At 70.6% G+C, this 23,540-nt stretch carries 21 protein-coding genes; 10 read left to right on the top strand and 11 right to left on the bottom strand.

Annotation, left to right across the window (positions count from 1 at the left end; genetic code table 11):
• Positions 1-371 precede the first annotated feature (371 nt).
• Positions 372-1,652, top strand: a complete 1,281-nt coding sequence (locus TCUR_RS09570; protein ID WP_012852292.1) for a hypothetical protein — start codon at positions 372-374, stop codon at positions 1,650-1,652.
• 336 nt (positions 1,653-1,988) lie between these two features.
• Here the strand turns inward: TCUR_RS09570 and TCUR_RS09565 are convergent, their stop codons facing one another.
• On the bottom strand, positions 1,989-2,567 hold the full coding sequence (locus TCUR_RS09565) for a hypothetical protein (RefSeq protein WP_012852291.1): 579 nt from the start codon (positions 2,565-2,567) through the stop codon (positions 1,989-1,991).
• Positions 2,568-2,761: 194 nt separating this feature from the next.
• Here TCUR_RS09565 and TCUR_RS09555 point away from each other — a divergent pair, with 194 nt between their 5' ends.
• Positions 2,762-3,199 carry a Fur family transcriptional regulator gene (locus TCUR_RS09555; RefSeq protein ID WP_041439463.1) on the top strand — a complete coding sequence of 146 codons (438 nt, stop codon included), beginning with the start codon at positions 2,762-2,764 and terminating at the stop codon, positions 3,197-3,199.
• Between the two features lie 31 nt (positions 3,200-3,230).
• Positions 3,231-5,474 carry a catalase/peroxidase HPI gene (gene katG, locus TCUR_RS09550; protein WP_012852289.1) on the top strand — a complete coding sequence of 748 codons (2,244 nt, stop codon included), beginning with the start codon at positions 3,231-3,233 and terminating at the stop codon, positions 5,472-5,474.
• Between the two features lie 436 nt (positions 5,475-5,910).
• Here the strand turns inward: katG and TCUR_RS09545 are convergent, their stop codons facing one another.
• From TCUR_RS09545 to TCUR_RS27920, 4 genes are all read right to left on the bottom strand, one after another.
• Positions 5,911-6,336 carry a VOC family protein gene (locus tag TCUR_RS09545; RefSeq protein WP_012852288.1) on the bottom strand — a complete coding sequence of 142 codons (426 nt, stop codon included), beginning with the start codon at positions 6,334-6,336 and terminating at the stop codon, positions 5,911-5,913.
• Between the two features lie 182 nt (positions 6,337-6,518).
• Complete coding sequence (locus TCUR_RS09540) at positions 6,519-6,908, bottom strand: YccF domain-containing protein (RefSeq protein ID WP_012852287.1); 390 nt, start codon at positions 6,906-6,908, stop codon at positions 6,519-6,521.
• Between the two features lie 265 nt (positions 6,909-7,173).
• Entirely contained in the window at positions 7,174-8,142 is a 969-nt protein-coding gene (locus TCUR_RS09535; RefSeq protein ID WP_012852286.1) for a HEAT repeat domain-containing protein, read from the bottom strand.
• A 110-nt stretch (positions 8,143-8,252) separates the two neighbouring features.
• Complete coding sequence (locus TCUR_RS27920; protein ID WP_245537023.1) at positions 8,253-8,396, bottom strand: hypothetical protein; 144 nt, start codon at positions 8,394-8,396, stop codon at positions 8,253-8,255.
• Between the two features lie 431 nt (positions 8,397-8,827).
• Here TCUR_RS27920 and TCUR_RS09530 point away from each other — a divergent pair, with 431 nt between their 5' ends.
• The 4 genes from TCUR_RS09530 to TCUR_RS27915 all read left to right on the top strand — a co-directional run bounded on the left by TCUR_RS09530 (position 8,828) and on the right by TCUR_RS27915 (position 13,453).
• Positions 8,828-9,697: a HalD/BesD family halogenase gene (locus TCUR_RS09530; protein ID WP_041439462.1), complete on the top strand. Its 870-nt coding sequence runs from the start codon at positions 8,828-8,830 to the stop codon at positions 9,695-9,697.
• 146 nt (positions 9,698-9,843) lie between these two features.
• Positions 9,844-10,653, top strand: coding sequence for a hypothetical protein (locus tag TCUR_RS09525; protein WP_012852283.1), 810 nt, complete (start codon positions 9,844-9,846; stop codon positions 10,651-10,653).
• Positions 10,654-10,738: 85 nt separating this feature from the next.
• Positions 10,739-12,538 (top strand): choline/carnitine O-acyltransferase, encoded by a 1,800-nt coding sequence (locus tag TCUR_RS09520; protein WP_012852282.1) that lies wholly within the window; start codon positions 10,739-10,741, stop codon positions 12,536-12,538.
• Positions 12,539-13,039: 501 nt separating this feature from the next.
• A complete protein-coding gene (locus TCUR_RS27915; RefSeq protein WP_012852281.1) occupies positions 13,040-13,453 on the top strand; it encodes a DUF7919 family protein in 414 nt (137 codons plus the stop codon).
• A gap of 161 nt (positions 13,454-13,614) precedes the next feature.
• On the opposite strand, the gene TCUR_RS27910 is transcribed toward TCUR_RS27915, so the two are convergent.
• Positions 13,615-13,983 carry an MmcQ/YjbR family DNA-binding protein gene (locus TCUR_RS27910; protein ID WP_012852280.1) on the bottom strand — a complete coding sequence of 123 codons (369 nt, stop codon included), beginning with the start codon at positions 13,981-13,983 and terminating at the stop codon, positions 13,615-13,617.
• Between the two features lie 112 nt (positions 13,984-14,095).
• Here TCUR_RS27910 and TCUR_RS09505 point away from each other — a divergent pair, with 112 nt between their 5' ends.
• Complete coding sequence (locus TCUR_RS09505) at positions 14,096-14,950, top strand: DUF72 domain-containing protein (RefSeq protein ID WP_041439459.1); 855 nt, start codon at positions 14,096-14,098, stop codon at positions 14,948-14,950.
• A gap of 354 nt (positions 14,951-15,304) precedes the next feature.
• Here TCUR_RS09505 and TCUR_RS09500 read toward each other — a convergent pair whose 3' ends face one another.
• The 3 genes from TCUR_RS09500 to TCUR_RS09490 all read right to left on the bottom strand — a co-directional run bounded on the left by TCUR_RS09500 (position 15,305) and on the right by TCUR_RS09490 (position 17,945).
• On the bottom strand, positions 15,305-15,976 hold the full coding sequence (locus tag TCUR_RS09500) for a hypothetical protein (protein ID WP_148232971.1): 672 nt from the start codon (positions 15,974-15,976) through the stop codon (positions 15,305-15,307).
• A 20-nt stretch (positions 15,977-15,996) separates the two neighbouring features.
• Positions 15,997-17,172 (bottom strand): TRAFAC clade GTPase domain-containing protein, encoded by a 1,176-nt coding sequence (locus tag TCUR_RS09495; RefSeq protein WP_012852277.1) that lies wholly within the window; start codon positions 17,170-17,172, stop codon positions 15,997-15,999.
• A 170-nt stretch (positions 17,173-17,342) separates the two neighbouring features.
• Positions 17,343-17,945 carry a CGNR zinc finger domain-containing protein gene (locus TCUR_RS09490; RefSeq protein ID WP_012852276.1) on the bottom strand — a complete coding sequence of 201 codons (603 nt, stop codon included), beginning with the start codon at positions 17,943-17,945 and terminating at the stop codon, positions 17,343-17,345.
• A gap of 21 nt (positions 17,946-17,966) precedes the next feature.
• Here TCUR_RS09490 and TCUR_RS09485 point away from each other — a divergent pair, with 21 nt between their 5' ends.
• Positions 17,967-18,419 carry a VOC family protein gene (locus TCUR_RS09485; protein WP_012852275.1) on the top strand — a complete coding sequence of 151 codons (453 nt, stop codon included), beginning with the start codon at positions 17,967-17,969 and terminating at the stop codon, positions 18,417-18,419.
• 141 nt (positions 18,420-18,560) lie between these two features.
• On the opposite strand, the gene TCUR_RS09480 is transcribed toward TCUR_RS09485, so the two are convergent.
• Entirely contained in the window at positions 18,561-20,489 is a 1,929-nt protein-coding gene (locus TCUR_RS09480; protein WP_012852274.1) for a WD40 repeat domain-containing serine/threonine protein kinase, read from the bottom strand.
• Positions 20,490-20,941: 452 nt separating this feature from the next.
• On the opposite strand from TCUR_RS09480, the gene TCUR_RS24870 reads away from it, so the two are divergent.
• Positions 20,942-22,705: a serine/threonine protein kinase gene (locus tag TCUR_RS24870; RefSeq protein WP_012852273.1), complete on the top strand. Its 1,764-nt coding sequence runs from the start codon at positions 20,942-20,944 to the stop codon at positions 22,703-22,705.
• A 60-nt stretch (positions 22,706-22,765) separates the two neighbouring features.
• Here TCUR_RS24870 and TCUR_RS09470 read toward each other — a convergent pair whose 3' ends face one another.
• The gene (locus tag TCUR_RS09470; RefSeq protein ID WP_012852272.1) at positions 22,766-23,497 is read right to left on the bottom strand and encodes an MBL fold metallo-hydrolase; all 732 of its coding nucleotides are present in this window, start codon (positions 23,495-23,497) and stop codon (positions 22,766-22,768) included.
• Positions 23,498-23,540 lie beyond the last annotated feature (43 nt).

The raw sequence follows: 23,540 nt of genomic DNA, 5'->3' as shown, positions 1-23,540 counted from the left end.
TGGCGGGGAACGGACCTGCTCATCTCGGCACCGAGATCCGTCCCCGCAAGGGCGTCACGAAACAGGGCATGATCACCAAAAGGCACCAGATAACAGGTGTAGGTGCTAGCAGCACGAACGTGCTTGGTGAATCTAGTTCACAACTACCACGGTTGGCGTTCGCTTCTCTCCTCCGGCTGAGTCCCGGCGATCGGATCTGACATCGACTGAACTCATCCACCCGGGCTGCCGAACTCCTCGATCTCCTCTGCCGTCCTGCGGCCGCCTCTGATGGCCATCCCCTGTCGGGACGGGCGCGGCGAAGATCGGGCATCGCCGCCCGGGCGGAAGAGCTCGACCATCCCTGCAAGGAGCCGCTTCGGGAGCCGACGATGGATGACGAGATCCAGTTGATCAGCGACGGTTACGGCCTGACGGTCCACGGAGATTACACGCTCGCCAAAGAATTCCTTGTCTCGGAGAACCTGTGGTCGTCGGCGAAGGACCTCACAAAGCAGCTCAACATCATCCTCAGCGCAGGTTCCCTAGCGGCCCAGGTGGCTTCTGAGATCTCCGCCGGCTCGTCTCTCTGGGTGCAGATAACCAAGGAATCCGCACGCCAGATCAGCAAGCACGGGCTGAGGACGAGCTCGAAGACCGGCCTCAGTACCGGTGTACTGAAGGGAGAGAAGGGACAAATCGGAGGATTCGTCGAGTTCGCGCGGGTACCCGGATCACGCCTGAGCCCGCAGGCCCTCTCCGGGGTCGCCGGGATCATGGCGCAGGTGGCGATGCAGCAGTCCATGGCCGAGATCACCGCCTACCTCGCCAGGATCGAGGAGAAGATCGGCGATCTGCACCGCGATCTGCGGAACCAGGCACTGGCGCGCCTGGACGGCGCCGACCTCATGATCGAGGAGGCCATGGCCGTCCGGGAGCGGGTGGGCCGGGTGGATGAGGTGACCTGGTCGACGGTGCAGGATACGCCGAGCAAGATCAGAGACACTCAGGCGTATGCGCTGCGGCAGCTCAACGATCTCGTGGAGAAGACCGAGCGCAAGAGCAAGATCAGTGACCTCGCCGATGCTCTCACGGGCGCCGAGCACGAGATCCGGATGTGGCTCTTCGTTCTGGCTCGCTGCTGCTACCTGCAGAACGCCTTCGACGTGCTCCGGCTGGACCGCGTGCTGGGCGCCTCCCCCGAGGAGCTGGACCAGCACCGTCTCGGGCTGAAGGCCGCACGGCAGAAGCTGCTGGAGACCATCACACAGGCCACCGAGCACCTGCTGGCCCGGGTGGACGCGGCCGCCCGCAAGGCCAACACGAAGGTGCTGTGGCACCCGACCGCATCCCCGGCCGTGGTGCGGGCGGGCAATGACATCGCGGCCATCGTCCATGCCTTCCACGAGCTGCTCGGGATCGAGGCCGACCGCCAGTCCTGGGAGGCCAAGCCGTGGCGGGAGGCGGTCACTGAGACAAAGGACAAGGTGCTCGAGACGGGAGCGGAGGGCGTCGACACCGCCAAGCAGCTCGGCACCAAGGCCCTGGGGCGGGCCAGATCGGTGACGGCCAAGATCTCCAGCAAGGTCGGCGAACGGACGTCCCGACGTCGCGCAGGCGAGAACGAGCTCGTCGGCGAAATCAAGGGCGAGCTCACCGAGAAAGGCGGATGACCGCCGCTTCTCCGGCTCCAGGCCGGTGAGCCTCCAGGGGGCCGGCATGTGCTCGCGAGTTTCGCCTACGCCGTTCCCGGCCATGCCGGCGGTCCGCACAGGCGCCTTCGCTCTGCAGGACTTCACGACCGGCAGCCGGGCGGGGTCGGCCATACGTGCCTGCCGGCGCCCAGTCAGGTGATCTTGCTGCCGCGTCACCGGCGGACCCCCATGCGGTCACTTTGACGACACGGTCGGTCTGCCCCTTTCGCTGATCAAGGACCCGAGCGGCGTCCGTGCCGATCCCGCGGGGAGCCGATGCGACGGTTCAGGACTCGGAGACGGTCAGGTGGTAGGTCACCGATACCTGAAAGCCCTCGCTGTCGCCGCGGATGACCACCCGGTGCGTGCCGGGGGCAGGGGCGGTGACCAGGACCAGAGACCACAGGCGTGCCCTCCGAAGGTGCCTTCGTCTCCGGTGACCGGATTGCCCGCGGTGGCGGTGACGGTGATGGGCGTGGCGTTCCAGCGCAGCGTCGGCCAGGGCCGCCCGTCGATGGTCAGTGCGCCCTGAGCGGACCTCATGCAGGAGTCGCACTCGGCGGCGCTCTCCCCCATCCGGTTGACCAGCGGGGCGATCAGGGCCCGGCCGGGCGGCACCGTGCAGCGGCGGGTCGCCGAGCCGCCGAACGTTCCGGCCAGGAACCACCGGTCCGACGGCTGGCCCTCGGCGCAGTGCTCCCCGGTGGCGTCCTCCACCGGATTGCGGCCGGACGGGCTCCCGGACGCCCAGCTCCACCAGGCGCTTTGGACCTCGGCCGGGTCGAGCGCCGGAGCCGGTGTCGCCGTTTTCGGCGTCCCGATGCCGACGGCCGGTCTCGGTTCTTCGGCAAGACATCCGGTGGTCAGTCCCGCGGCCACCACGACGGCCGCCATCCGGAAAAGATCACCGGCACAGAGTAGCGACCCACGCCCGGCGTCCGGCCCGGCATGCACGGAGGCCGTCTCCCAGACCCGTCCCCGCCCACAGGGCGCTACGGAGAGCGACACGACCCTCACATGAGATCACACAAAGTTTGCATTGCTCGTTCTCTTGAATCATTCGTGTTTTTGAGGTTAGCTTGGGTGCCATGACAGCGTCCCGGAGCTCGGCGGTGGCCGAGGAGCTGCGCGAAGCCGGCCTGCGGGTGACGGCCGGGCGGATCGCGCTGCTGCAGACCGTCCGGGACGGCGACCACCTCGGCGCCGAGGCGATCGCCGACGGAGTGCGCGGTCGCATCGGGCACGTCTCCCTGCAGACCGTCTACGAGGGGCTGCAGGCGCTCGTGGCGGCGGGGCTGGTGCGCCGCCTGGAACCGGGTGGGTGGCCGGCCCGGTTCGACGGGCGCGTCGGGGACGGTCACCACCACCTGGTGTGCCGGGCGTGCGGGGCCCTCGCCGACGTGGACCGCCTCGCCGGGCGGGCGTCCTGCCTGACCGCCGCCGAAGACCACGGCTTTTCGATCGAGGAGGCCGAGGTCTTCTTCTGGGGCCTGTGCCCCGCCTGCTCTCCCGCTCGAGGCTCCTGACCCACCCCTGGTTCGACCTGGAAGGACTCACATGTCGCAGACCAACGAGTCAGCCGCATACGACACCAACACCGAGACCGCGGCCCAGGCCGGCGGCTGCCCGGTCGCGCACGACCGCGCCCTGCACCCCACCCAGGGCGGTGACAACCGCCAGTGGTGGCCCAACCGGCTGAACCTGAAGATCCTGGCCAAGCACCACCCGGCGGGCAACCCCCTGGATGAGGACTTCGACTACGCCAAGGCCTTCGAAAGCCTGGACCTGGCCGCCGTCAAGCGGGACATCGCCGAGGTGCTGACCACCTCGCAGGACTGGTGGCCGGCCGACTTCGGCCACTACGGGCCGTTCATCATCCGCATGGCCTGGCACAGCGCCGGCACCTACCGCATCCACGACGGCCGCGGCGGCGCCGGCACCGGCCAGCAGCGCTTCGCCCCGCTCAACAGCTGGCCCGACAACGCCAACCTGGACAAGGCCCGCCGCCTGCTGTGGCCGGTCAAGAAGAAGTACGGCCAGAAGATCTCCTGGGCCGACCTGATGATCCTGGCCGGCAACGTGGCCCTGGAGAGCATGGGGCTGAAGACCTTCGGCTTCGGCGGCGGCCGCGAGGACGTGTGGGAGCCGGAGGACGACGTCTACTGGGGCCCGGAGACCACCTGGCTGGGCGACAAGCGCTACAGCGGCGACCGGGAGCTGGAAAAGCCGCTGGCCGCCGTGCAGATGGGCCTGATCTACGTCAACCCCGAGGGCCCCAACGGCAACCCCGACCCGGTGGCGGCGGGCCGCGACATCCGCGAGACCTTCCGCCGCATGGGGATGAACGACGAGGAGACCGTGGCGCTGATCGCCGGCGGTCACACCTTTGGCAAGACCCACGGCGCCGGCCCGGCCGACCACGTCGGCCCCGAGCCGGAGGCCGCGCCCATCGAGGAGATGGGCCTGGGCTGGAAGAGCACCTACAAGAGCGGCAAGGGCCCCGACACCATCACCAGCGGCCTGGAGGGCACCTGGACGCCCACCCCGACCAAGTGGGATAACTGGTTCTTTGAGAACCTGTTCCGCTACGAGTGGGAGCTGACCAAGAGCCCGGCGGGCGCCTACCAGTGGCGTCCCAAGGACGGCGCGGCCGCCGGCACCGTCCCCGACGCCCACGACCCGACCAAGACGCACCAGCCGACGATGCTCACCACGGACCTGGCGCTGCGGTTCGACCCGATCTACGAGCCGATCGCCCGCCGGTTCTGGCAGAACCCCGAGGAGTTCGCCGACGCCTTCGCCCGCGCCTGGTTCAAGCTGACCCACCGCGACATGGGCCCGGTCACCCGCTACCTGGGCCCGGAGGTGCCGTCGGAGACGCTGATCTGGCAGGACCCGATTCCGGAGCGGGACCACGAGCTGGTGGACGCCGCCGACATCGCCGCCCTGAAGGAGCAGATCCTCTCCTCGGGCCTGACGGTCTCCGAGCTGGTGTACACCGCCTGGTCGGCGGCCTCCACCTTCCGCGGCAGCGACAAGCGCGGCGGTGCCAACGGCGCGCGCATCCGCCTGGAGCCGCAGAACTCCTGGGAGGTCAACCAGCCCGAGCAGCTGGCGAGGGTGCTGGGCGTGCTGGAGGGCATCCAGCAGTCCTTCAACTCCGCCCAGAGCGGCGGCAAGCGCGTCTCGCTGGCCGACCTGATCGTGCTGGGCGGCTGCGCGGCGGTGGAGAAGGCCGCCAAGGACGCCGGGTTCGACATCGAGGTGCCCTTCACCCCCGGCCGCATGGACGCCCTGCAGGAGCAGACCGACGTGGAGTCGTTCGCGGTGCTGGAGCCGACCGCCGACGGGTTCCGCAACTACCTGGGCAAGGGCCACACCCTGCCGGCCGAGTACCTGCTGGTGGACAAGGCCAACCTGCTCACCCTGAGCGCTCCGGAGATGACGGTCCTGGTCGGCGGGCTGCGCGTGCTGGGCGCCAACTACAAGGGCTCTGAGCTGGGCGTCCTGACCGACCGGCCCGGCAAGCTGACCAACGACTTCTTCGTGAACCTGCTGGACATGGGCATCACGTGGCAGCCGACCTCGGAGGAGGCCCAGACCTTCGAGGGCAGGGACGCCAGCGGCCAGGTCAAGTGGACCGCCAGCCGGGTGGACCTGATCTTCGGTTCCAACTCCGAGCTGCGCGCCCTGGCCGAGGTCTACGCCGGCGACGACGCCAAGGAGAAGTTCGTGCGCGACTTCGTCGCCGCCTGGGACAAGGTGATGAACCTCGACCGGTTCGACCTGGGCCGGCGCTGACCCCGCCGCTTTCCGGCCCCGCCGTCCGTCCCGGGCGGCGGGGCCGCCCTCGTTTCCGGAAGTGTCCGTCCCTCCTGAGATTCGGCGCCGAGCCGCGGCGCGGGGAGGGCTGAGATGCCGCGGGTCGCACCGCTGCCGCCCGGGGTCCGGCACAGATCACCGGGTACCGGCGGGCAGGGAGCGGTCTTCTTGGGACGCGCCCCGGCGGCACGCCCGTCGCAGTGACGGTATTGAACGTCCATCTGGACGGGGACGCCGGGGCGAGGGCGCGGTTCGCCCGGGAAGTCCGGGCGGCCCGGCGGGTGGCATCGCCGGGGCTTTGTGGCACCACGCTGCAAAGCGCTAGGCCCGGCACACTGCGAGCAGGCCCGGCCGAGGCCACCGGGAGCCGTTCAGCGCCCCGATAGGGCCGGGCGGAAGAGCATGGTGCGGGTCTTCAGCCGAGCTGCTCGGCCAGGGCGACGATGATGTTCTCGGGGCCGCGGACGTAGCAGAGCCGGTAGCTGTCTTCGTAGCGCTCCAGGCCGCCGATGAGTTCGGCGCCGTGAGCGCGCAGGCGGGCCAAGACGTCCTCGATGTCTTCGACGGCGAACATGATGCTGCGCAGGCCCAAAGTGTTCGCCGGAGCGCGCTCCGGCTCGGCGGCGATCGCCGCCGGGGCGTGGAACTTGGTCAGCTCCACCCGGCCCCGGCCGTCCGGGGTCCGCATCATCGTGATGTCGGCCCGGACGCCCTCCAGCCCGCACACGGAGTCCACCCAGCGGCCCTCGACCGCCGCCCGCCCCTCGACCTCCATGCCGAGCTCGGCGAAGAACGCCGTGGCCGAGGCGAGGTCATCGACGACGACGCTGACGTGGTCCATCCGCTGGATCGTCACTCTTCCGAGCCTACGCCCGATGTTTTGATACCTCGACAAGGATTCGGGTCAGCGATCCGGCACCGAGGGAGTTCACCTGGGGCGGGGATGGCGGCCCTCCGGCAGACAGGTGCCCCGGGATCTGAGCGGCCGATCCCCATGGAAATAAAGGTGCGCCTCCCCGCGGATCAGATGTCGGTGATGTCGCCGCCGTCGACGATCCGGTGGCCCAGGGGGACCAGCGAGATGGGGATCATCTTGAAGTTGGCGATGCCGAACGGGATGCCGATGATCGTCAGGCACAGCAGCGCCCCGGTGACCAGGTGGGCCAGTGCCAGCTCCCAGCCGACGAGGATGACCCAGATGATGTTGCCGATCAGGGAGGGCACGCCCGCGCCCGGTTTGCGCTCGATCCTGCGGCCGAACGGCCACAGCGCGTACCCGGCGATCCGGAACGAGGCGATGCCGAAGGGAATCGTGATGATGAGGAGGCAGCAGACGATGCCCGCAATGGCATAGCCCAGGGCCAGCCAGATGCCGGAGAGCACCAGCCACAGAACATTCAAGATCGTTCTCATAAAAGCAGCCTAGTGGCGCCCGGGCCGTGCCTCGGCGGTCAGCGCCCCGGGCCTTGGCGGGGTACGGGAATTCGATCTCAGGGATCTGAGCGGCGTGTTCTCGCCGCGCCTTTTCATCGCCTCCTCTCCACAGGCCGCATGCGGGCGCACCGCAGCCGGGAACGACGCCGTGACCTGGATCGCCACAGCACCAGGCTCCCGCCGCCGGCGCTCAAGGTCATGCGCCGGCGAGGGGTCATCGGCGGCCCCGGCTTCTGATCTCCTGCTACTGCGAGGCGGCCAGACCTGCGTAAGTGCGGCATCCGGCGGGGTCGCCGGGCGGGTTCCAGGCGCGCAGGATCCCTGTGAAGTTGGACCAGCGCCAGGTCTCCGGTCCTTTTTCGGCCAGGAGCCGCACGACCCGCTGCTGCCGCTCGGTCAGTTCCGCGAACGGCGGCCGCGGCCGGGGCGGGTCTTGGGGGAAGGCCATCCGCAGGGCCGGCACGGCCATCGCGCAGGCTTCGAGCTGGGAGGCTCGCGCCAGGCATTCCAGCATGGCGTCCACGGCCTGCTCAGGCAGCCGGTCGCCCAGCCTGGCCAGGGACAGCGCGGCGTAAGTGCGCCGGTCGTCCCGGAACGGCGGGCAGGCGGCGTCCTGCGCAGGGCCGGTGAGCGCGGCGACGAGCGCGGTGATCACCTTCGGGTCGCCGTGGTCCATCCGGGCCAGGGACAGCGCGGCGGCCCAGCGCAGCAGCGGATCAGGCCCGTCCAGGTGCTCGCGCAGCCACGGGATGAGGCCGGTGCCCGACAGCAGCGCGATGGAGATGAACGCCTTGGCCAGGACCTCGGGGACGGTCTCCCGGGCGAGCGGCGCCTCCAGCGCGGTCAGCGAGCCGGCGGCCTCTTCGGGGAAGAAGCCCAGCAGGTAGGCGGTGGCGGTGCGCAGGTACGGGTCGGCTGCGGTCGGCAGGGTGCGCAGCCGGGGAAGCTCGGCCCGGACGGCGTCGTAGGCGGCCAGTTCCGCCTCCATGCAGCGCAACGCCTCCGCATGGTCGTACATGTCGCGCCGCATCTGCCGGACTCGCCGCTCGCCCTCGTCGCAGGCCCGCCGGACCCACTGGTCGAGTTCGCGCATCTTCTCGGCGGGGTCGACGGTGCGGGCCTTTTCGACCTCGGCCCGCCAGGCGGTGATGTCCATGCCGTCCGGCGGCAGGCCCTCGTCGTGCCCGGCCGCCAGCGCGCAGAGCAGGTGCACGATGTCGCCCCGGCGCGGGGTCGCCGGGTCCAGGCCGGCCGCGCCAGGAACGGGACGGCATGGGCGGTCGCCTCATACCGGGTGCCCTGGTGGAAGATGTTGCCGTACAGCTAGTGGATGGCGTGCTCACGCTCTTTGGAGGTGGGACGCAACGCCCGCAGCAGGTCCGGGACGTCGGCCGCGGGGCCGTAGGCGTGCTCCAGTTCCTCCCAGTGGATCTCCTCCAGCCCGGCCAGCACGTCACGCTCGCGCATGGCGTGCAGTCTGGCATTCACCACCGACATCGCCGTCCCCGCCGGAGGCGGCGCCGCAGAAGGGGCCTGCGGCAAGAGGGAGTCCCGCCGAGAGGACGTGAGATAGCACACAACCGCTACGGAAAGTGCCCGGGCGATCACCGTTTAAGCGCGCAAAAGCGCAGGTCACAGGCCCTCCCCGAGTTCTTTCACAAAATGGACTCCCAAAGGGGGGACTGAATTTTGCTTAATGAATGTGCTAAGAAGCCTCTCAAGTCCAGCAGAGGGGGCAACGGCCGCCGCAGCGGGCAGGAGGCTGCGGCGGGGTAAGGGTCTTGATAACGGGCGGGCCATTGTGTTCGCCCCCGGCAGGAGCGTGGAAATAGGCATTCACCGTTCCGGGCCGGCAGGCACCGGATCGGCCGGTGGTGCCTGCGCGCGGAGAGGACCTCATGGGCATGTCGGAAGCGGCGGTGACCGAACAGGTGATCGACACCGAGCGGTACCGGCTGACCGATCCGGAAAGCGAGCAGTGGCGGGCGACGGTGCAGCGGGTGCGGCGGGAACTGGCCGAGTCCGGGTGCAGCGTGCTGCCCGGTTTCATCCGGCCCGAGCTGCACGAGACGCTGCGAGCCGAATGCGCTCAGATCGCCCCGCTGGCCCATTACGACATCGAGACCGTCAACGCCTACAACATCGCCTTGGACACCCCGCTGCCGGAAGACCACCCGGGGCGGATCACCTTCCAGCGCGGCAACGCCTTTGTGGCGCGCGATCAGATTCCCGCCGACTTCATCATTCACCGGCTTTATTCCTACGAGCCGTTCCAGCGTTTCATCGCCGACTGCTTCGGGATGCCACAGGTATACGAGATGGCCGACCCGCTGGCCGGGTTGTGCCTGAACGTCATCAAGCCGGGCCTGGAGCACCCCTGGCACTTCGACACCAACGAGTTCACTGTCAGCATGCTCACCCAGCGCCCCGACGACGGCGGCGTCTTCGAGTACTGCCCGGGCATCCGGTCGGTCCACGATGAGAACTTCGACGCGGTGCGCGATGTGCTGACCGGGCGCGGCGAGCACCTGATCCGCCGCCTGGAGCTGCGGCCGGGCGACCTGCAGCTGTTCAAGGGCCGCTACGCGCTGCACCGGGTGAGCACCGTGCAGGGGCGGACGGCCCGCCACACCGCGATCTTCGCCTACACCGAACGGCCCGGGGTCATCGGCAGCGTGGCGCGCACCAAGCAGCTCTTCGGGCGGGTGCTGCCAGAGCACCTGGCGGCCCAGGAGCAGGCCGTACGGGTCGACCGGCTGCTGGACTGACGCCCTTTTCGACACGCCGCCCCCACCTGCGGGAAACGGCGTTCCGAAAAGGTGCGTCAAGGCCGCCGCAGAGCGTCCCCCCGGGCCGCGGCCGTGCGCCAGGCCCCGCCGCCCCACCCCGTCACCCGAGGAAGGAACGCGGCCCCGTGCGTGCCGACACCACAGGGAAGATCTCGCTCGACCACATCTACACCCAGCCCGACCCCCGTCCCTACTTCACCACCCTGCGCGACCTCGACTACCACATCCCCACCCACGCCAAGCCCCACTTCAGCCGGATCATCGACGAGTACCGGCGCGCACGGGGCGTCTCCAGGCCCACGGTTTTGGACATCGGCTGCTCCTACGGCATCAACGCGGTGCTGCTGAGATGCGACACCACCATGGAGGAGCTGTACGAGCGCTACTGCGACCCGCAGGCCCTGGCGCTCAGCCGCGGCGAGCTGCAGGCCCGCGACCGGGACCTGATGCGCCTGCGCGGGCGCCGCACCAGCCCGCGTTTCGTCGGCCTGGACAGCTCCCACCAGGCCCTGTCATATGCGCTCGGAGCCGGGTTCATCGACGGCGCGGTGCACGCCGACCTGGAGCGCACCACCGCCACCGACCGGCAGCGCGCCCAGCTCGCCGAGGCCGACCTGGTGATCTCCACCGGCTGCCTGGGCTATGTCGGCGAGCGGACCCTCTGGCAGGTGGCCACCGCCCGCGACGAGCACAGGCCGTGGATGGCGCATTTCGTGCTGCGCATGTTCCCCTTCGAGCCCATCGCCGAGCGCCTGGCCGAGGCCGGCTACCGCACCGTCCGCCACGAAGGGCTGTTCCGGCAGCGGCGTTTCGCCACCGCCGCAGAACAGGAGTCGGTGCTGCAGAGGCTGGCGGAGGTGGGCGTGGACTCCCGCGGTCTGGAGGAGGAGGGCTGGTTCTACGCCCAGCTGTACCTGTCCCGTCCCGCGGACTGAACCCCTCTTTTTGGAAATCACCGGGGCACCGAGGCCAGGGGGCCGAGGTGCCCCGGATCGTCCCGTACACACTCAAAGGAACGAAGTGAACGACACTCTTTCCACATCGACCTTCGGCAACGAAGACCGCCTGCCGAGGGTGCCGCTGCCCACCCTGGAGGAGACCTGCGAAAGGTTCATCGAGTGGTGCGCGCCGCTGCTGACCGAAGAGGAGCTGGCCGCCACCAAGGCCGAGCTGGAGGCGTTCGCGTCCGGCCCCGGCCCGATCCTGCACGCCGAGCTTGAGCGCTTCAACGCCGCCGAGGGCGTGCACAGCTGGCTGGACGAGTTCTGGCCGTCGCGGTACCTGGGGCGGCGCGACCGCATCGCGCTGAACGCCAACTTCATCTTCCTGTTCAAAGACGCCGGCCTGCCGCAGGTGGAGCGGGCCGCCGCGCTCATCGCCGCCGCGGTGGACTACAAGCTGCTGCTGGACGAAGAGCGCATCCCGCCGGCGGTGCAGCGGGGCCGGCCGCTGTCGATGGTGCAGAACAAGTTCCTGTTCTCCACCACCCGCATCCCCGGCGTCGAGCAGGACACCGTGCGCGCCCCCTACAGCGACGAGCACCCCGGCCCGTCCCGGGCCCGGCACATCCTGGTGTTCTTCCGGGGCAACATGTTCCGCATGGAGGTGCTGGGGGCCGAGGGCCGCCCGCACACCCTGGAGGAGCTGGCGGCCGGGCTGCAGGAGATCATGAAGGCCGGTCCCCCCGCCGACGAGCCGGTCGGCCCGCTGACCACCAAGGCGCGGGCCGAGTGGGCCGCCTCCCGGCAGGCGCTGCTGGCCGCCGACCCGCGCAACGCCGAGGCGCTGGAGGAGGTCGAGACGGCGCTGTTCTGCGTGTGCCTGGAGGAGCTGGTCCCGGCGGACGCCCTGGAGGCCTGCGACCAGCTGCTGCACGGCAACAGCGCCAACCGGTGGTTCGACAAATCGGTGTCCCTGATCGTCTTCGGGGACGGCAGCGCCGGCATCAACGTCGAGCACTGCGGCCTGGACGGCACCACCATCCTCAGCTTCGTGGACGCGATGCTGGAGACCTCCCCCGAGGAGCACTCCCGCCGCTCCGGCGCCCGCCCCCAGGGCACGCCCGCCATCCGGCCGATCGAGTTCGTCCTCACCGACGACCTGCGGGCCGACATCCGCGCCGCCGCCGCGTCCTTCGCCGACTACGCCGCCAACACCGTCGGGAAGACCATCTCGCTGGACTTCGGCAGCGACCGGATCAAGCAGCTGAAGATGTCGCCGGACGCGTTCGTGCAGATGGCCTACCAGCTGGCGCACAAGCGGGCCAAGGGGTTCGTCGGCGCCACCTACGAGTCGATCGCCACCCGCCAGTACCACTACGGGCGCACCGAGGCGATGCGCGTGGTCACCCCCGAGGTGCTGCGTTTTGTGGAGGTCATGGACGACCCCGCCGCCGACGCCGCCGCCCGCCGGGCCGCCTTCCGGGCCGCCGCCGAAAAGCACGTTGCGCGGGCCAAGGAGTGCCAGGCCGGGCAGGCGCCCGAGCAGCACCTGTGGGAGCTGCAGCTGATCGCCAAGCGGCGCGGGGAGCAACTGGGGGTGACCGGGCCGCTGCCGCTGTATGAGACGCCCGGCTGGATCAAGATGCGCGACGACTACCTGAGCACCAGCTCGGCGCCGTCGGTCAACATCCAGTACTTCGGGTTCGGCTCCACCAGCCCGCACTGCATCGGCGTGGCCTACGTGCTGCTGCCCGACCGCTTCAACCTCTACCTGAGCACGCCGCGTCCGGTGGCCGAGCAGATGCACGCCTTCGCCGACCATCTGACGAAGGCGGTGCGCGAGCTGGAGGACCTGCTGGCGAGCGAGCAGGCGAGCTGAGATCCGCGCCCGGGCGGAAAAAATCCCGGGCCGCGGACGCGCCCTCGATCACGTCCACGGCCCGGGAGACCCGGCTCACCGGACGGTCATCCGGGAGGTGTCACGCAGGACCGGCTGCCGGGCCCGACCTTCCCATGGCATCCACCGGAGAGGCACATGACGATCCGCCCGAGGACCGGGGCCTTCGTCTTGGCGACGCTGAGTCTTGCGGCTGGGGTGAGCCGTCTCGTCTCTTACCGGCCCCCGGGCGGGGGTTCCCTGTGGTCCCTTCCGCCTCCAGCATGCCCCTCCGCCCCGGTCTTGTGCGGGGACGTTGGTCACCGCGCGGTGGGACCAAAGTCCCCATCCGCGCCGGGGATCGCGGGCCGGGTCCGCCTCGGTGTCCTCACCTCCGGCGGGTGCGTCTTGCCTGCTCATGGTGCCGCCGGATCACGCGTCGGCGTCCCGGGACGGCCCGCCGGTGCACAAGGAAGCGCCCGGTGATGGTCTCATGGCACTGTGATGCCTTATTTTCCCGATCTCAGTCCGTATGCCAACCGGCCGAGCCGCCCCGGTGACCGGCCGTTCGCGCGTCGCGTCGGCTGGCTCGGCGCCCGCCAGGAGTTCCCGGTCGGCCGGGTGCCGGCGCAGGCGGTGCGTTCGGTGCTGGCGATGGTCGGCCGCCGCCAGGTGGTCAACGTGGTGCGGAGCCAGGCGCGGTGCCCGCTGTGCCCTCCGGGCGGCTCCCATCCCGTCGTCATGCCGCTGGACGGGCAGGACGTCGTGCTGGGGGATGCGGAGATCGAGGTCACCGGGCGGGACGGCACCGTCTACCGGGCTCCCGACCTCATCGCCCACTACATGGACGCCCACTCTTACCGGCCGCCGCAGGCGTTCCTCGACGCGCTCTTGGCGGACGCCGACCGGGCCGGGTGAGCGGCAGCCGTCCGGTGAACCTTGTTCAACGCGACGTTCCCGCAGGTGGGGCCGGGGCCTCGGGGTCGGGGACGATGCCGCGACCTGGAACGCCCCAGTGCCGAACATCATCGGGACTGCCGTTCCCGGCGTCTGAGGCCACGTGTTGAAAGGCCCGGTGGTCACCGGTCCGGAGCCGGCGGACGCAACCGCTTGGGCAGGCCGGCGACGACCAGGTCATAGGACTGCCGGAGCAGTGCGAGAACCTCCTCCCGGCCCAGCGCGCCGTCCAGCACGATCGTGTTCCAGTGCCGTTTGTTGAGGTGGTAGCCGGGCAGCACGTGCTCGGGGTACTCGGCGCGCAACGCCAGCCCTTCCTCGGGAGGGAGCTTGACGCTGAGGCGGGGCGGGTCGGCGTTCTCGGCGAGGAGGGCGAACATCTTCCCGGCGACCTTGTAGACCCCGGCGGAGGGGCCGAAGGGGTATTCCCTGACGCCGCCCAGGACGTCCTCGCAGTAGCCGGTGACGGCCTCATACAGTTCCTCGCTCACCCCGCGATGCTCGCACACGGCGGTGACGAAACCGGCTTGCGGGATTTCACCCGGCGGCGGTCGCGTTCTGAGGATTCGGCATCATCCGGGCCGGCTGGGTAGCGTCAAGGCCATGCACCTTCACGTGGGATGCGCGATGTGGACCCATGCGCCGTGGCAGGGACGCTTCCTGCCGCAGCGGCTGCCCGCCGGAGAGCGGCTGCGCACCTACGCGACCTGGTGCAACGCGGTGGAGGGCAACACCACCTTCTATGCCACCCCGTCCCGCAGCACGGTGGAGTCCTGGGCGCGCCAGACCGACCCGTCCTTCCGCTTCGTGATCAAACTGCCCAAGACGATCACCCACGAGCGCCGCCTGCACGGCATCGAGGAGGACCTGCGCTCGTTCCTGACGGCCATGGAGCCGCTGGGGCGGCGCGTGCACGCCCTGTGGGTGCAGCTGCCCGGCTCGTTCACCCCCGCCGACCTGGGCGCCCTGGCTGCCTTCCTGCACCGCCTGCCCAAGGAGCACCGCTACGCCGTCGAGGTCCGCCACCGCGCCTTCTTCGAGGACGCCCGCTCCGCACGGTTGCTGGAGCAGGTGCTGTCGGGCGTCGGCGCCGAGTGGATCCCCTTCGACACCGTCACCCTCTTCCGCAGCCCTCCCGCCACCGCCGCCGAACGCGAATCCTGGACCAGAAAACCCCGCCTGCCGCGCCGCTCCCGCGCCCTCACCGCCCACCCCATCGTCCGCTACATCGGCCGGGACGACAGCGCACGCACCATCGAGGGCTGGCAACCGTGGATCACCACGGTCACCGACTGGCTCCGCGAGGGCCGCTCCCCCACCGTCTTCATCCACACCCCCGACAACACCGAGGCCTTGTCGCTGGCCCGCCGCTTCCACGACCAGGTACGCGCCCGCCTGCCGCAACTGGCCCCTCTCCCCGACCCGGCCCCGGCCGACCAGCAGCCGACTCTTTTCTGACCTCGCCGAAGAACACCGCGGCACCACGAAAATCCACCCGAAACAGCCGTGGAGCAGGCAACCTCGTGCCGGCCGGGAGTCGTGCAAGGAGCGTCCAGGATGTCGCCGCGTGCGGTCAGGTGGACGGTGGCAGCGGCGTGACGGAGACGCCGCCCTCCTGCTGCGGCTGTCGGTAGACGACGCACAATGCCGTGAGGCAGCCGATATCCGGCGCGTAACGGGTGAACGCACTGGTGAGCGTCCGAACCGGGTGAGTCCGGTTCCGGCCGGCGGGCATCGCGGCCCGGAGCGGTGAGCCTTGCTCCCGGCCGTGGCGTCCGGCCCGCCGTCCGCACAGGCGGCAGGCCGGAACTCTCAGCTCACGATGGCGCGGATGATCTCCCACACGGCGATGCCCAGGGCGGCGCCGCAGCCCAGCAGGCGCAGCACCGGCCAGGCGAGCAGGCGCCGCCCGGCCTGCGGGCGGCCGGAGGCGCCGGCTGCCGCCGGGGTCTTGGAGGGAGGGCGGGAGAGCCCGGGGGGACGTGCCGGGCCGGTGGGAACCTCCTTGGGAGGTTCCGCCGGCCTGGGCCGTGCGGCCACGAGGACGCCGGGAAGCGGGGCGGGGGCCGAAGTGCGGATGGCCGGTGGTCTGACGGGGGCGTCAAGGTAGCCGCGGACCGCGTCGAGGACCTCCCGACGGCGGATCTGGAGCACTCCGGCGACGTCGCCGGGAAGGTCGTCCCCGGTCCCGTCGATCATGACTCCCTCGATCATGTGCATCCGGCGGGTCGCCTCGTCGCGCACCCACTCCTCGGAGCGGCCCACGTCCCGTCCGGCGATGGGGACGTAACGGAACACGACCGTCATCGGTCCCTCACCGCCGGGCAGGTGCAGCTCGCGGATCAGCGGCTCGCTGGTCACTTCCAGCCCGGGGGTGGCGGTGCGCACCAGCAGCCGCTCGCCGCGGGCGTCCTTGCCGGCGCCGGTCAGCAGGACGTCGGGGACCAGCACCGGCCAGGTCTGGACGATGACGAATGGCCACATCCGGATCGAACTCCCGCCCATCACAGGCCTCCGCCGATGAGGAGGGAGGCGGGGTACTTCTCCTCAAAGGAGTGCAGCCGTGCCTCGAAGCTCTCCAGGGCCAGCTCCAACGCCGCCTCACGGGTTTCCACATCCCGCTGCTTGCGCTGGTGTTCCCGGTGCAAGTGCTCCAGCTCGCGCCCCACGGCCTTCCGCCGGCGTTCGATCAGATCCTCCAGCCAGGCGCGTGCCCCCGCGTAGGTGGTCCTGGTGGCCAGGCCGGTCTGCCCCATGATCCGGTCGACCAGCCGCCCCACAGGCCCTTCCAGCAGCTGCCGGCTCTGGTCGAGGAAGCCGGCCTGCTGCGCCAAGCGCGCCTCGCGGGCGGAATCCCAGGACGGTTCCAGGGACCTGGTCTCCTTCAGGGCCGCCCGGATCATGTCGGGGAGGATGGCCACGAACGGCACCTCCACATTGCAGGGGCTGATGGACTGGCCGGGAACCTTCTCGATGACGCCGCTCTCCGACAGGCGGGCGAACGGCCCGGTCACACTGACCGGGATCAGCCGGACCGGCGAGTTGTCGTGTTCCCTCCGATGCTCCAGAAAGCCCGGCATGAAGTGCTGGGCCAGCAGCTTCTCCCGGACCTCTTCCAGGGTGAACTCGCCGTCCAGCAGGTCCCACTTGGTGACCACGAAGTGCACCGGGCGCAACCCTTGCGGCCCGGGCTTCGCCAGGTGCCTGAGGACGAACGGCAGGTACTGGTCCAGCCAGAGCGCCATCAACGGGTCCCCCTGCAGCAGCCGCAGCATCTTCAAGCCGTCGATCAGCACGATGAAGACGTCGGCCGTGTCGATGAGGCGGTTCACCCGCTGCAGCTGCTCATCGTCCTCGTCTTCGGGGATGTGGCGGGGGTCGAGCATCTCCCCCGTGTAGTCGTGGTAGGTGGCCTTGAACAGTGGGAAAGAGCCGTGCCGGTTGGTCAGCACACAGTTGAACGACACCGATTCCACACCCCAGGGGGTCGGCGGGGGGAACTCCCGGCTGACGTCCAGGAGGTGCAGGTAGGTGTTGAAGAGCCGCCGGGCGTACCGTTCGCGGGTCTCCAAGGTCACGACGTTGTCGATGTTGGCGATCGACAGCTGCTGGTAGAGCCCGGCGAGGTAGACCGTTTTCCCCGCGCCCTGGGCGCCCAGCACCAGGATGCTGATGTCCATCGTTGCCCCCCTCCGCGCGGCAGGCGCCTAGGTCATATGGCGAAGAACCTTCCGCCGGCGCCAGCGTGGAGGAGTCGCCCGGCACGAATTCCATCACGTGATGGCTTTACCGGAAAAGACCGCCATTCGCCCGCGATGCCCGGTCTCCAAGGCCACGGGTGGGATACGGGTCAGTCCTGTTGGGAGCGGCGGGCGCGGTGGGTGCGGACCTTGTGGCGGTTGCCGCAGTTTTCCATGGAGCACCAGCGGCGGCGGCCGGGGCGTGAGGTGTCGACGTAGATCAGGTGGCAGTCGGCGGCGGCGCAGGTGCGGATGCGGTCGGCCAGCGGGCCGGTCAGCAGGTCCACGGCGTCGCGGGCGACGGTGGACAGCAGCTGGGTGCCGGTGGCGGGGGTCGCCCAGCGGCGGCGGCCGTCCGGGGTGATGGCCGGGGTCAGCGGTGGGTGGGCGGCGGCTTCGTTGAGGGTCGCCAGGTCGTCTGGGGCGGGGGGCTCGTCGCGGGTGCGGGCCAGGGCGATGCGGAAGAGGGCGTCGCGCAGTCTGCGGGCGTCGGCCACTTCCGAGTCGGTGATCTGCAGCTGGGGGGTCGGGGTCAGCCGGCAGCGTTCGGCCCAGGCGGCCAGGTCGGCGGGGGCGTGCAGGACCTCGTGGCGGCGGAAGGGGCCGGGGCCGCCGGTGGTCAGCAGTTCCAGGCAGAGTGCGCCGGGGTCGAAGCGGTAGACGGTCCCGGTGTGGGAGCGCAGCGGGATTCCGGGGGTTGCCGATGCGTCCATGTAACCAATATAAACGGTTACATGGCTTTGCATTGGAAACTGGTCATCGACTCCCGGAACGCGCCCGTGCTGGCGGACTTCTGGGCCGCCGCGCTGGAGTACGAGGTGGAGGACCCCAGCCCGCTGATCGAGCGGCTGCTGGCCTCCGGGCAGCTGAGCGAGGACGCCGTCACCGAGCACCGGGGGCGGCGCATCTTCCGCGGTTATGCGGCGATCCGGCACCCGGACGACCCGTTCGACGAGGTCAGCGGGATCGGGCTGGGGCGGCGGCTGCTGTTTCAGGACGTGCCCGAGGGCAAGACGGTCAAGAACCGCCTGCACATCGACGTGCACGCCGAGCCCGGCCGGACCGACGAGCTGGTGGAGCGCCTGGAGTCGCTGGGCGCCGCCCGCGTCCGCGAGGTCGACAAGGGACCGGCCGGACGGTGGTGGATCATGAAGGACCCCGAGGGCAACGAGTTCTGCGCCGCCTGACCGCCGGGAGACGGCCGCGGCGTCACGGTGGCCGCACGGGTGCGCGGCGACGTCCGCACCGTGCGGATCACCTCAAGGGCGCTACCGGCCGGCCCGCCATCCCCAGAAGATTTTCGACGGCGCGTCCCGGCGGCAGAGGGCTCAGTGCAGCTGCCAGAGGCGGACCGTCCGGTCGAGGCTTCCGGTGGCCAGCGTCATGCCCTCGGGGCCGAAGGCCACGGCGCGGACCGGGCCGGCATGGCCGGTGAGGGTGGCGGTGGGGGCGCCGTTGGCGCCGTCCCACAGGCGGGCGGTGCCGTCGTCGCCGCCGGTGGCCAGGGTGGCGCCGTCGGAGCGGAAGGCCACTGAACGAACCGGGCCGGCATGCCCCTTGAGCGGGGCGATGGTGTAGCGGGTGGCCAGGTCCCACAGCCGGGCGGTGCCGTCCTCTCCCCCGGTGGCCAGGGTGGTCCCGTCCGGGCGGAAGGCCACGGAGCGGACCGGGCCGCTGTGGCCTCTCAGCTCGGTGACGGTGCGGAAGGCGGCCGCGTCCCACAGCAGGACCCGCTCGTTGCGGACGGCCGCGGCCAGGCGCGCGCCGTCCGGGCTGAAGGCCAGTGCGCAGACTCCGCCCGCCGGTGCCTTGGGAGCGGCGACGGTGCGCAGGGCGGCGAGGTTCCAGACCTTGACGGCCCGGTTGCCGCCGCCGACGGCCAGGCGCGCGCCGTCCGGGCTGAAGGCCAGTGCGCTGACGCCGCCGGCGTGGCCTTTGAGGACGGTGACGAGCCGGTGGGCGGTCACGCTCCACAGCCGGACCACCTCATCGTCGCCGCCGGTGGCCAGCAGCCGGCCGTCGGGGCTGAAGGCGACCGCGCGGATTCCGGCGGGATGGTCTTCGAAGGCCGCCACGGCACGGCGGGTGCCCACCTCCCACAGCAGCGCCGCATCGCCTTCCCCGCCGGTGGCCAGCAGCCGGCCGTCCGGGCTGAAGACCGCCGCCAGGACCGGGACGGCGCAGGCGAGCGTGGCGGCGCAGGAGGCGCCGCTCGGAGGCCCGGGCCAGGACGGGTGGCCGGGGACGAGGCCGCCGCGCATCCTGATCGGGGTGCTGGTGGTCTCGATGCGGTCGGCGCCGCGTCCCTCGTCCGCCGGCATCGGCGGGGAGGGCAGCCGCCAGGGGCGCCGCGCCGGGGAGAGCCGCGCCGGCCGCTCAGCGGGCCGGGGCTCCGGGACGGGGTCGGCGGGCGGGTCCGGCCGCCGGCGGGCGGGCCCGGCCAGGGCGCCGACGACCCGATGCACCTCCTCGGCGGAGGCGGGACGGTCGTAGGGGTCCTTGGCCAGCAGCCGCCGCAGCAGGCGGTGCAGGTCGGCGGGGACGTCCGGGCGCCGTTCGGCCAGGTCGGGCGGGGGCTCCATGAGGTGCTGGCGCATCATGTCGACCATGGTCGGGCCGGGGAACGGGGGCCGTCCGGCCAGCAGGGCGTACAGGGTGCAGCCGAGGGAGTACAGGTCGCTGCGGGCGTCGGCGGAGCGGCCGGCGTACTGCTCGGGGGCCATGTAGGCGGGAGTGCCCAGTGCGCCGCCGGTGCCGGTCAGGCTGCTGCCGGCCCCGGCGTACCGGGAGAGCCCGAAGTCGCAGATCTTCACTCCGCCTTCGGATAGTTCGACCAGGTTGGCGGGTTTGATGTCGCGGTGCACCACGCCTTTGCGATGGGCGTAGGCCAGTGCCTCCGCCACCGGGGCCATCAGCGAGGCCACCCGTGCGACGGGCAGCCCGCCGGGGTTATCGGCCAGCAGTTCGGCGAAATTTGTCCCTTCCAATAGTTCCATCACAAAGTAGGGATGGCCCTCGTGCTCGCCGATGTCGTGGACGACGGTGATTCCCGGGTGCTGGAGGGCCGCCGCGGTCCTGGCCTCCCGGCGCAGCCGCGCGGCCACCACCCGGTCGGAACTCAGATCGGCGTGCAGGATCTTGACGGCGACCCGGCGGCCCAGCTGGTGGTCGTCGGCCGACCACACCTCTCCCATGCCGCCCCGGCCCAGCCGCTCCACCAGCCGATACTTGCCACCGAGCAGCATTCCGCGCCGCACCGCACCGCCTTTCCGCCCTGGCCGCCGCAGTGATCGGCCCCCTCCGGCCGCGGCAGCATTCTTGCAGAAGCCGCCCCTTCCAACCGAATGCCGACTTTGATCATCGATTGCCGCTTGTGGCCGTAACATTCGTTGTATTCAACCCCATGCCATGACCATTTCGAACTGTATTCGAAAACAGCGGGCCGACCGAGAGCGGGAGCCCTTGTCGATCTTGTGGCGGACCTTTCCCGCCAGGTGAAGCACCCCGGGCCCGGTGGGAGGCGGCCGCGTGAGCCGCCCCCCTAGGCTTCGCACCTGTGGACCGAGCACTCAAAGCGGTCGATTCGACCCGATAGCCCGACATCTGTTGATTGCATTCACATGTACCTCGTGGTTGCCTATGCCCCACCGACAGCGGGCCGGCACGACACGCCCGCGACCAGCCCTCCCCCGACGAACGAAGGAGTCCCGTGCCCGTCCTGCCCTTGACCTCGCGCGACCCCGAGCGGATCGGCGGGCACCGGCTGGTGGGCCGGCTCGGCGAGGGCGGGCAAGGCGTGGTCTACCTGGCCGAGACCGGCGAACGCGTGGCGATCAAACTGCTGCACGACCGGGCGCGGCTGGACGGCTTCCGTAAGGAGATCGCCGCCGCACGGCGGGTCTCGCCGTTCTGCACCGCGAGGATCCTCGGCGACGGGGAGGACGAGGGCGCCCCGTACGTCGTCACCGAGTACATCGACGGCCCGTCGCTGCGGGAGGCCGTCGAAAGCGACGGGCCGCTGACGGGACCGGCGCTGTACCGGCTGGCGGTCGGGACCGCCACCGCGCTGGCCGCCATTCACCAGGCCGGAGTGGTGCACCGCGACTTCAAGCCCGGCAACGTGCTGCTCGGCCCGGATGGGCCGCGGGTCATCGACTTCGGCATCGCCCGCGCCCTGGACGCCACCGTCACCGCCACCAGCACCGTGGTGGGCACCCCGTCCTACATGGCGCCCGAGCAGCTGGCCGGCGAGCCGGTGGGGCCGCGCGCCGACGTCTTCGCCTGGGGCGCCACGATCGTCTACGCCGCCAACGGCCGTCCGCCCTATGGGCAGGACACCATCCCGGCGGTGATGAACCGCATCATGACCGGCAGGCCCGACCTGGGCGCCCTGGCCGGCCCGCTGCGCGACCTGGTCGCCGACTGCCTGTCGCGGGACGCGGCCAAGCGCCCCGACAGCCGGGAGGTGCTGCTGCGCCTGCTGGAGCACACCGAAGGCCCCATCCCCGCCGCCCAGGCCCTGGAACAGGGCCGCGCCCTGGCCGCCGCCGACGATCAGGCCCTGGCCGACGAGCGCACCGCCCGCTGGACCACGCTGCGCCTGGACCGCCCGCCGTCCGGCCGCCGCCCGCCGCAGTGGGCCGTCCTCACCGGCGTCGCGGCGACCGTCGCCCTGCTGACCTTCACCGGCGGCGCCATCGCTCTCAACGGCGAGTCCGACCCGCGTGCTTCACACGCCATTGCCTCTCCGGCTCCTGCGTCCAGGCGGGATGCGCCGGGCGCCTCTCAGCCGAGTGCACAGCCCATCCGCTCGGCGCCTTCGTTCCCGCGGACCCCGACCGAGATCGCAGCCGCCGTCGAGCAGGCCATGGCGTCACGCCGAACCGCCGCTTTCAAAGCCGAAGGTCTGCTGTCTCAAAGCACCCACCATCTCAAAGCCACCGGACGCCTGCAATACCGCCCCGGTTCCGCCACCGACTACGACATGACCGTGTACAACGCCAACCCGGGCCTTGAAGACAGCTTCCCCACCCGCGTAGTCCTCGTCGGCACTTCTGGTTATGTGCCGGGGTACGGCCAGAGAATTCCCATCGATCCCAGCAGGACCGACCAAGGACATCCTCATCTCAACCTGGCCGTGGAAGCTCGCTTGCTGACTTCGCCATACAACATCACCACCCTGCTGAGGAACGCTTCAGAGCTCAAGCGGACCAGCGACGAAGGCACCCACACCTACCGAGGCAGCGCCTCTCCGGTAAAGCTGTCGTACGATGGCCCGATCGCTCCCTTCTACAAATTCTTTGCCGACCGCAGAGTCTTGATGACTTTCACTCTGACCGTCACCAATGAATTCCTTCCGGCACGACTCGATGTCGAATTTCGATTTCCTTTGGAAGGAACGTTCATCGGCGCCAGTTACTGGGCCGTTTACCAGGATTGGGGTCGTAGCGGCACCATCGTCAAGCCCTACTGAGCTTTCCGATGAGATATCTCGTCCCCGCTGAGGCGGCCCGGCCCCACAGGTTCGGCGCACTCAGGGTGCCGGGTCCGGGAGGCGTTCGGCGGTGGCCTGCAGGCGGGCGGCGGCGCCGGCGGTGACCGGTTCGCCGTGGCCGAAGCAGGCGATCTCGGCCTCCAGGGTCGCCAGGCGTTTGAAGGAGGCGGCGGCCTGGGCGGTGTCGAGGTTGAACACCCCCAGCATGACCGGGGTGTCCGGGTCGGGGTCGGCCGGGTCGCGGGCGGCCAGGTCCCCGGTGAACAGCACGCGCGGGCCGGGCAGGTAAAGCGCGATGCTGCCGTCGGTGTGGCCGGGCACCGCCACCACGCGCGCCCCGCCGCCGAAGTCGATGACGTCGCCGTCGTCCAGTTCGCGGTCCACCCGCACCGGGGCGGCGGTGGCGGCCGGCAGTTGCGCGTTGGCCCGTTCGAAGATGGGGCGTTCCCAGTCGGCCAGGTTGGGGGGCGGCTGGAGGCGCTCGCCGCGGAGGACGGGGGCCTCGGCCCGGTGGGCGAGCACGGTCACCTCGCCCCACGAGGCGATCTCGGCCGCTCCTCCGGCGTGGTCGACGTGCCCGTGGGTGAGCACCAGGCGCCGCACGTCCGCAGGGCGGTGCCCCAGGCGCCGGATCGCCTCTGCGATCATTTCCGCGGCGCCGGGCGCGCCGGAGTCGATCAGCGTCAGGCCGTCCGGGTCGCGCCACAGGTACACGTGCCCGACGGGGAATCGCAGGAAGGTCAGCTCAGGGGTCAGCTGCACGAGGTCCATACGGGCACGCTAAAAAGCCCGGCGGGCAGGGCGTAGAGGGCTA

Source organism: Thermomonospora curvata DSM 43183, assembly GCF_000024385.1.
Taxonomy (GTDB): Bacteria; Actinomycetota; Actinomycetes; order Streptosporangiales; family Streptosporangiaceae; genus Thermomonospora; species Thermomonospora curvata.
Note: the sequence above shows the minus strand (reverse complement) of the source record. Positions and strands in the feature narration are given on the sequence as shown.

Excerpts from the sequence above, each read along its gene's own strand:
- TCUR_RS09470 (WP_012852272.1), bottom strand. The coding sequence starts at position 23,497 with ATGGACCTCGTGCAGCTGACCCCTGAGCTGACCTTCCTGCGATTCCCC.
- TCUR_RS27920 (WP_245537023.1), bottom strand. The coding sequence starts at position 8,396 with ATGCGCGAGCGTGACGTGCTGGCCGGGCTGGAGGAGATCCACTGGGAG.
- TCUR_RS09485 (WP_012852275.1), top strand. The coding sequence starts at position 17,967 with ATGGCTTTGCATTGGAAACTGGTCATCGACTCCCGGAACGCGCCCGTG.
- TCUR_RS09495 (WP_012852277.1), bottom strand. The coding sequence starts at position 17,172 with ATGGACATCAGCATCCTGGTGCTGGGCGCCCAGGGCGCGGGGAAAACG.
- TCUR_RS09565 (WP_012852291.1), bottom strand. The coding sequence starts at position 2,567 with ATGGCGGCCGTCGTGGTGGCCGCGGGACTGACCACCGGATGTCTTGCC.
- TCUR_RS09555 (WP_041439463.1), top strand. The coding sequence starts at position 2,762 with ATGACAGCGTCCCGGAGCTCGGCGGTGGCCGAGGAGCTGCGCGAAGCC.
- TCUR_RS09545 (WP_012852288.1), bottom strand. The coding sequence starts at position 6,336 with ATGGACCACGTCAGCGTCGTCGTCGATGACCTCGCCTCGGCCACGGCG.
- TCUR_RS27915 (WP_012852281.1), top strand. The coding sequence starts at position 13,040 with ATGCCTTATTTTCCCGATCTCAGTCCGTATGCCAACCGGCCGAGCCGC.
- TCUR_RS09505 (WP_041439459.1), top strand. The coding sequence starts at position 14,096 with ATGCACCTTCACGTGGGATGCGCGATGTGGACCCATGCGCCGTGGCAG.
- TCUR_RS09490 (WP_012852276.1), bottom strand. The coding sequence starts at position 17,945 with ATGGACGCATCGGCAACCCCCGGAATCCCGCTGCGCTCCCACACCGGG.
- TCUR_RS09500 (WP_148232971.1), bottom strand. The coding sequence starts at position 15,976 with ATGTGGCCATTCGTCATCGTCCAGACCTGGCCGGTGCTGGTCCCCGAC.
- katG (WP_012852289.1), top strand. The coding sequence starts at position 3,231 with ATGTCGCAGACCAACGAGTCAGCCGCATACGACACCAACACCGAGACC.
- TCUR_RS09530 (WP_041439462.1), top strand. The coding sequence starts at position 8,828 with ATGGGCATGTCGGAAGCGGCGGTGACCGAACAGGTGATCGACACCGAG.
- TCUR_RS09570 (WP_012852292.1), top strand. The coding sequence starts at position 372 with ATGGATGACGAGATCCAGTTGATCAGCGACGGTTACGGCCTGACGGTC.
- TCUR_RS09540 (WP_012852287.1), bottom strand. The coding sequence starts at position 6,908 with ATGAGAACGATCTTGAATGTTCTGTGGCTGGTGCTCTCCGGCATCTGG.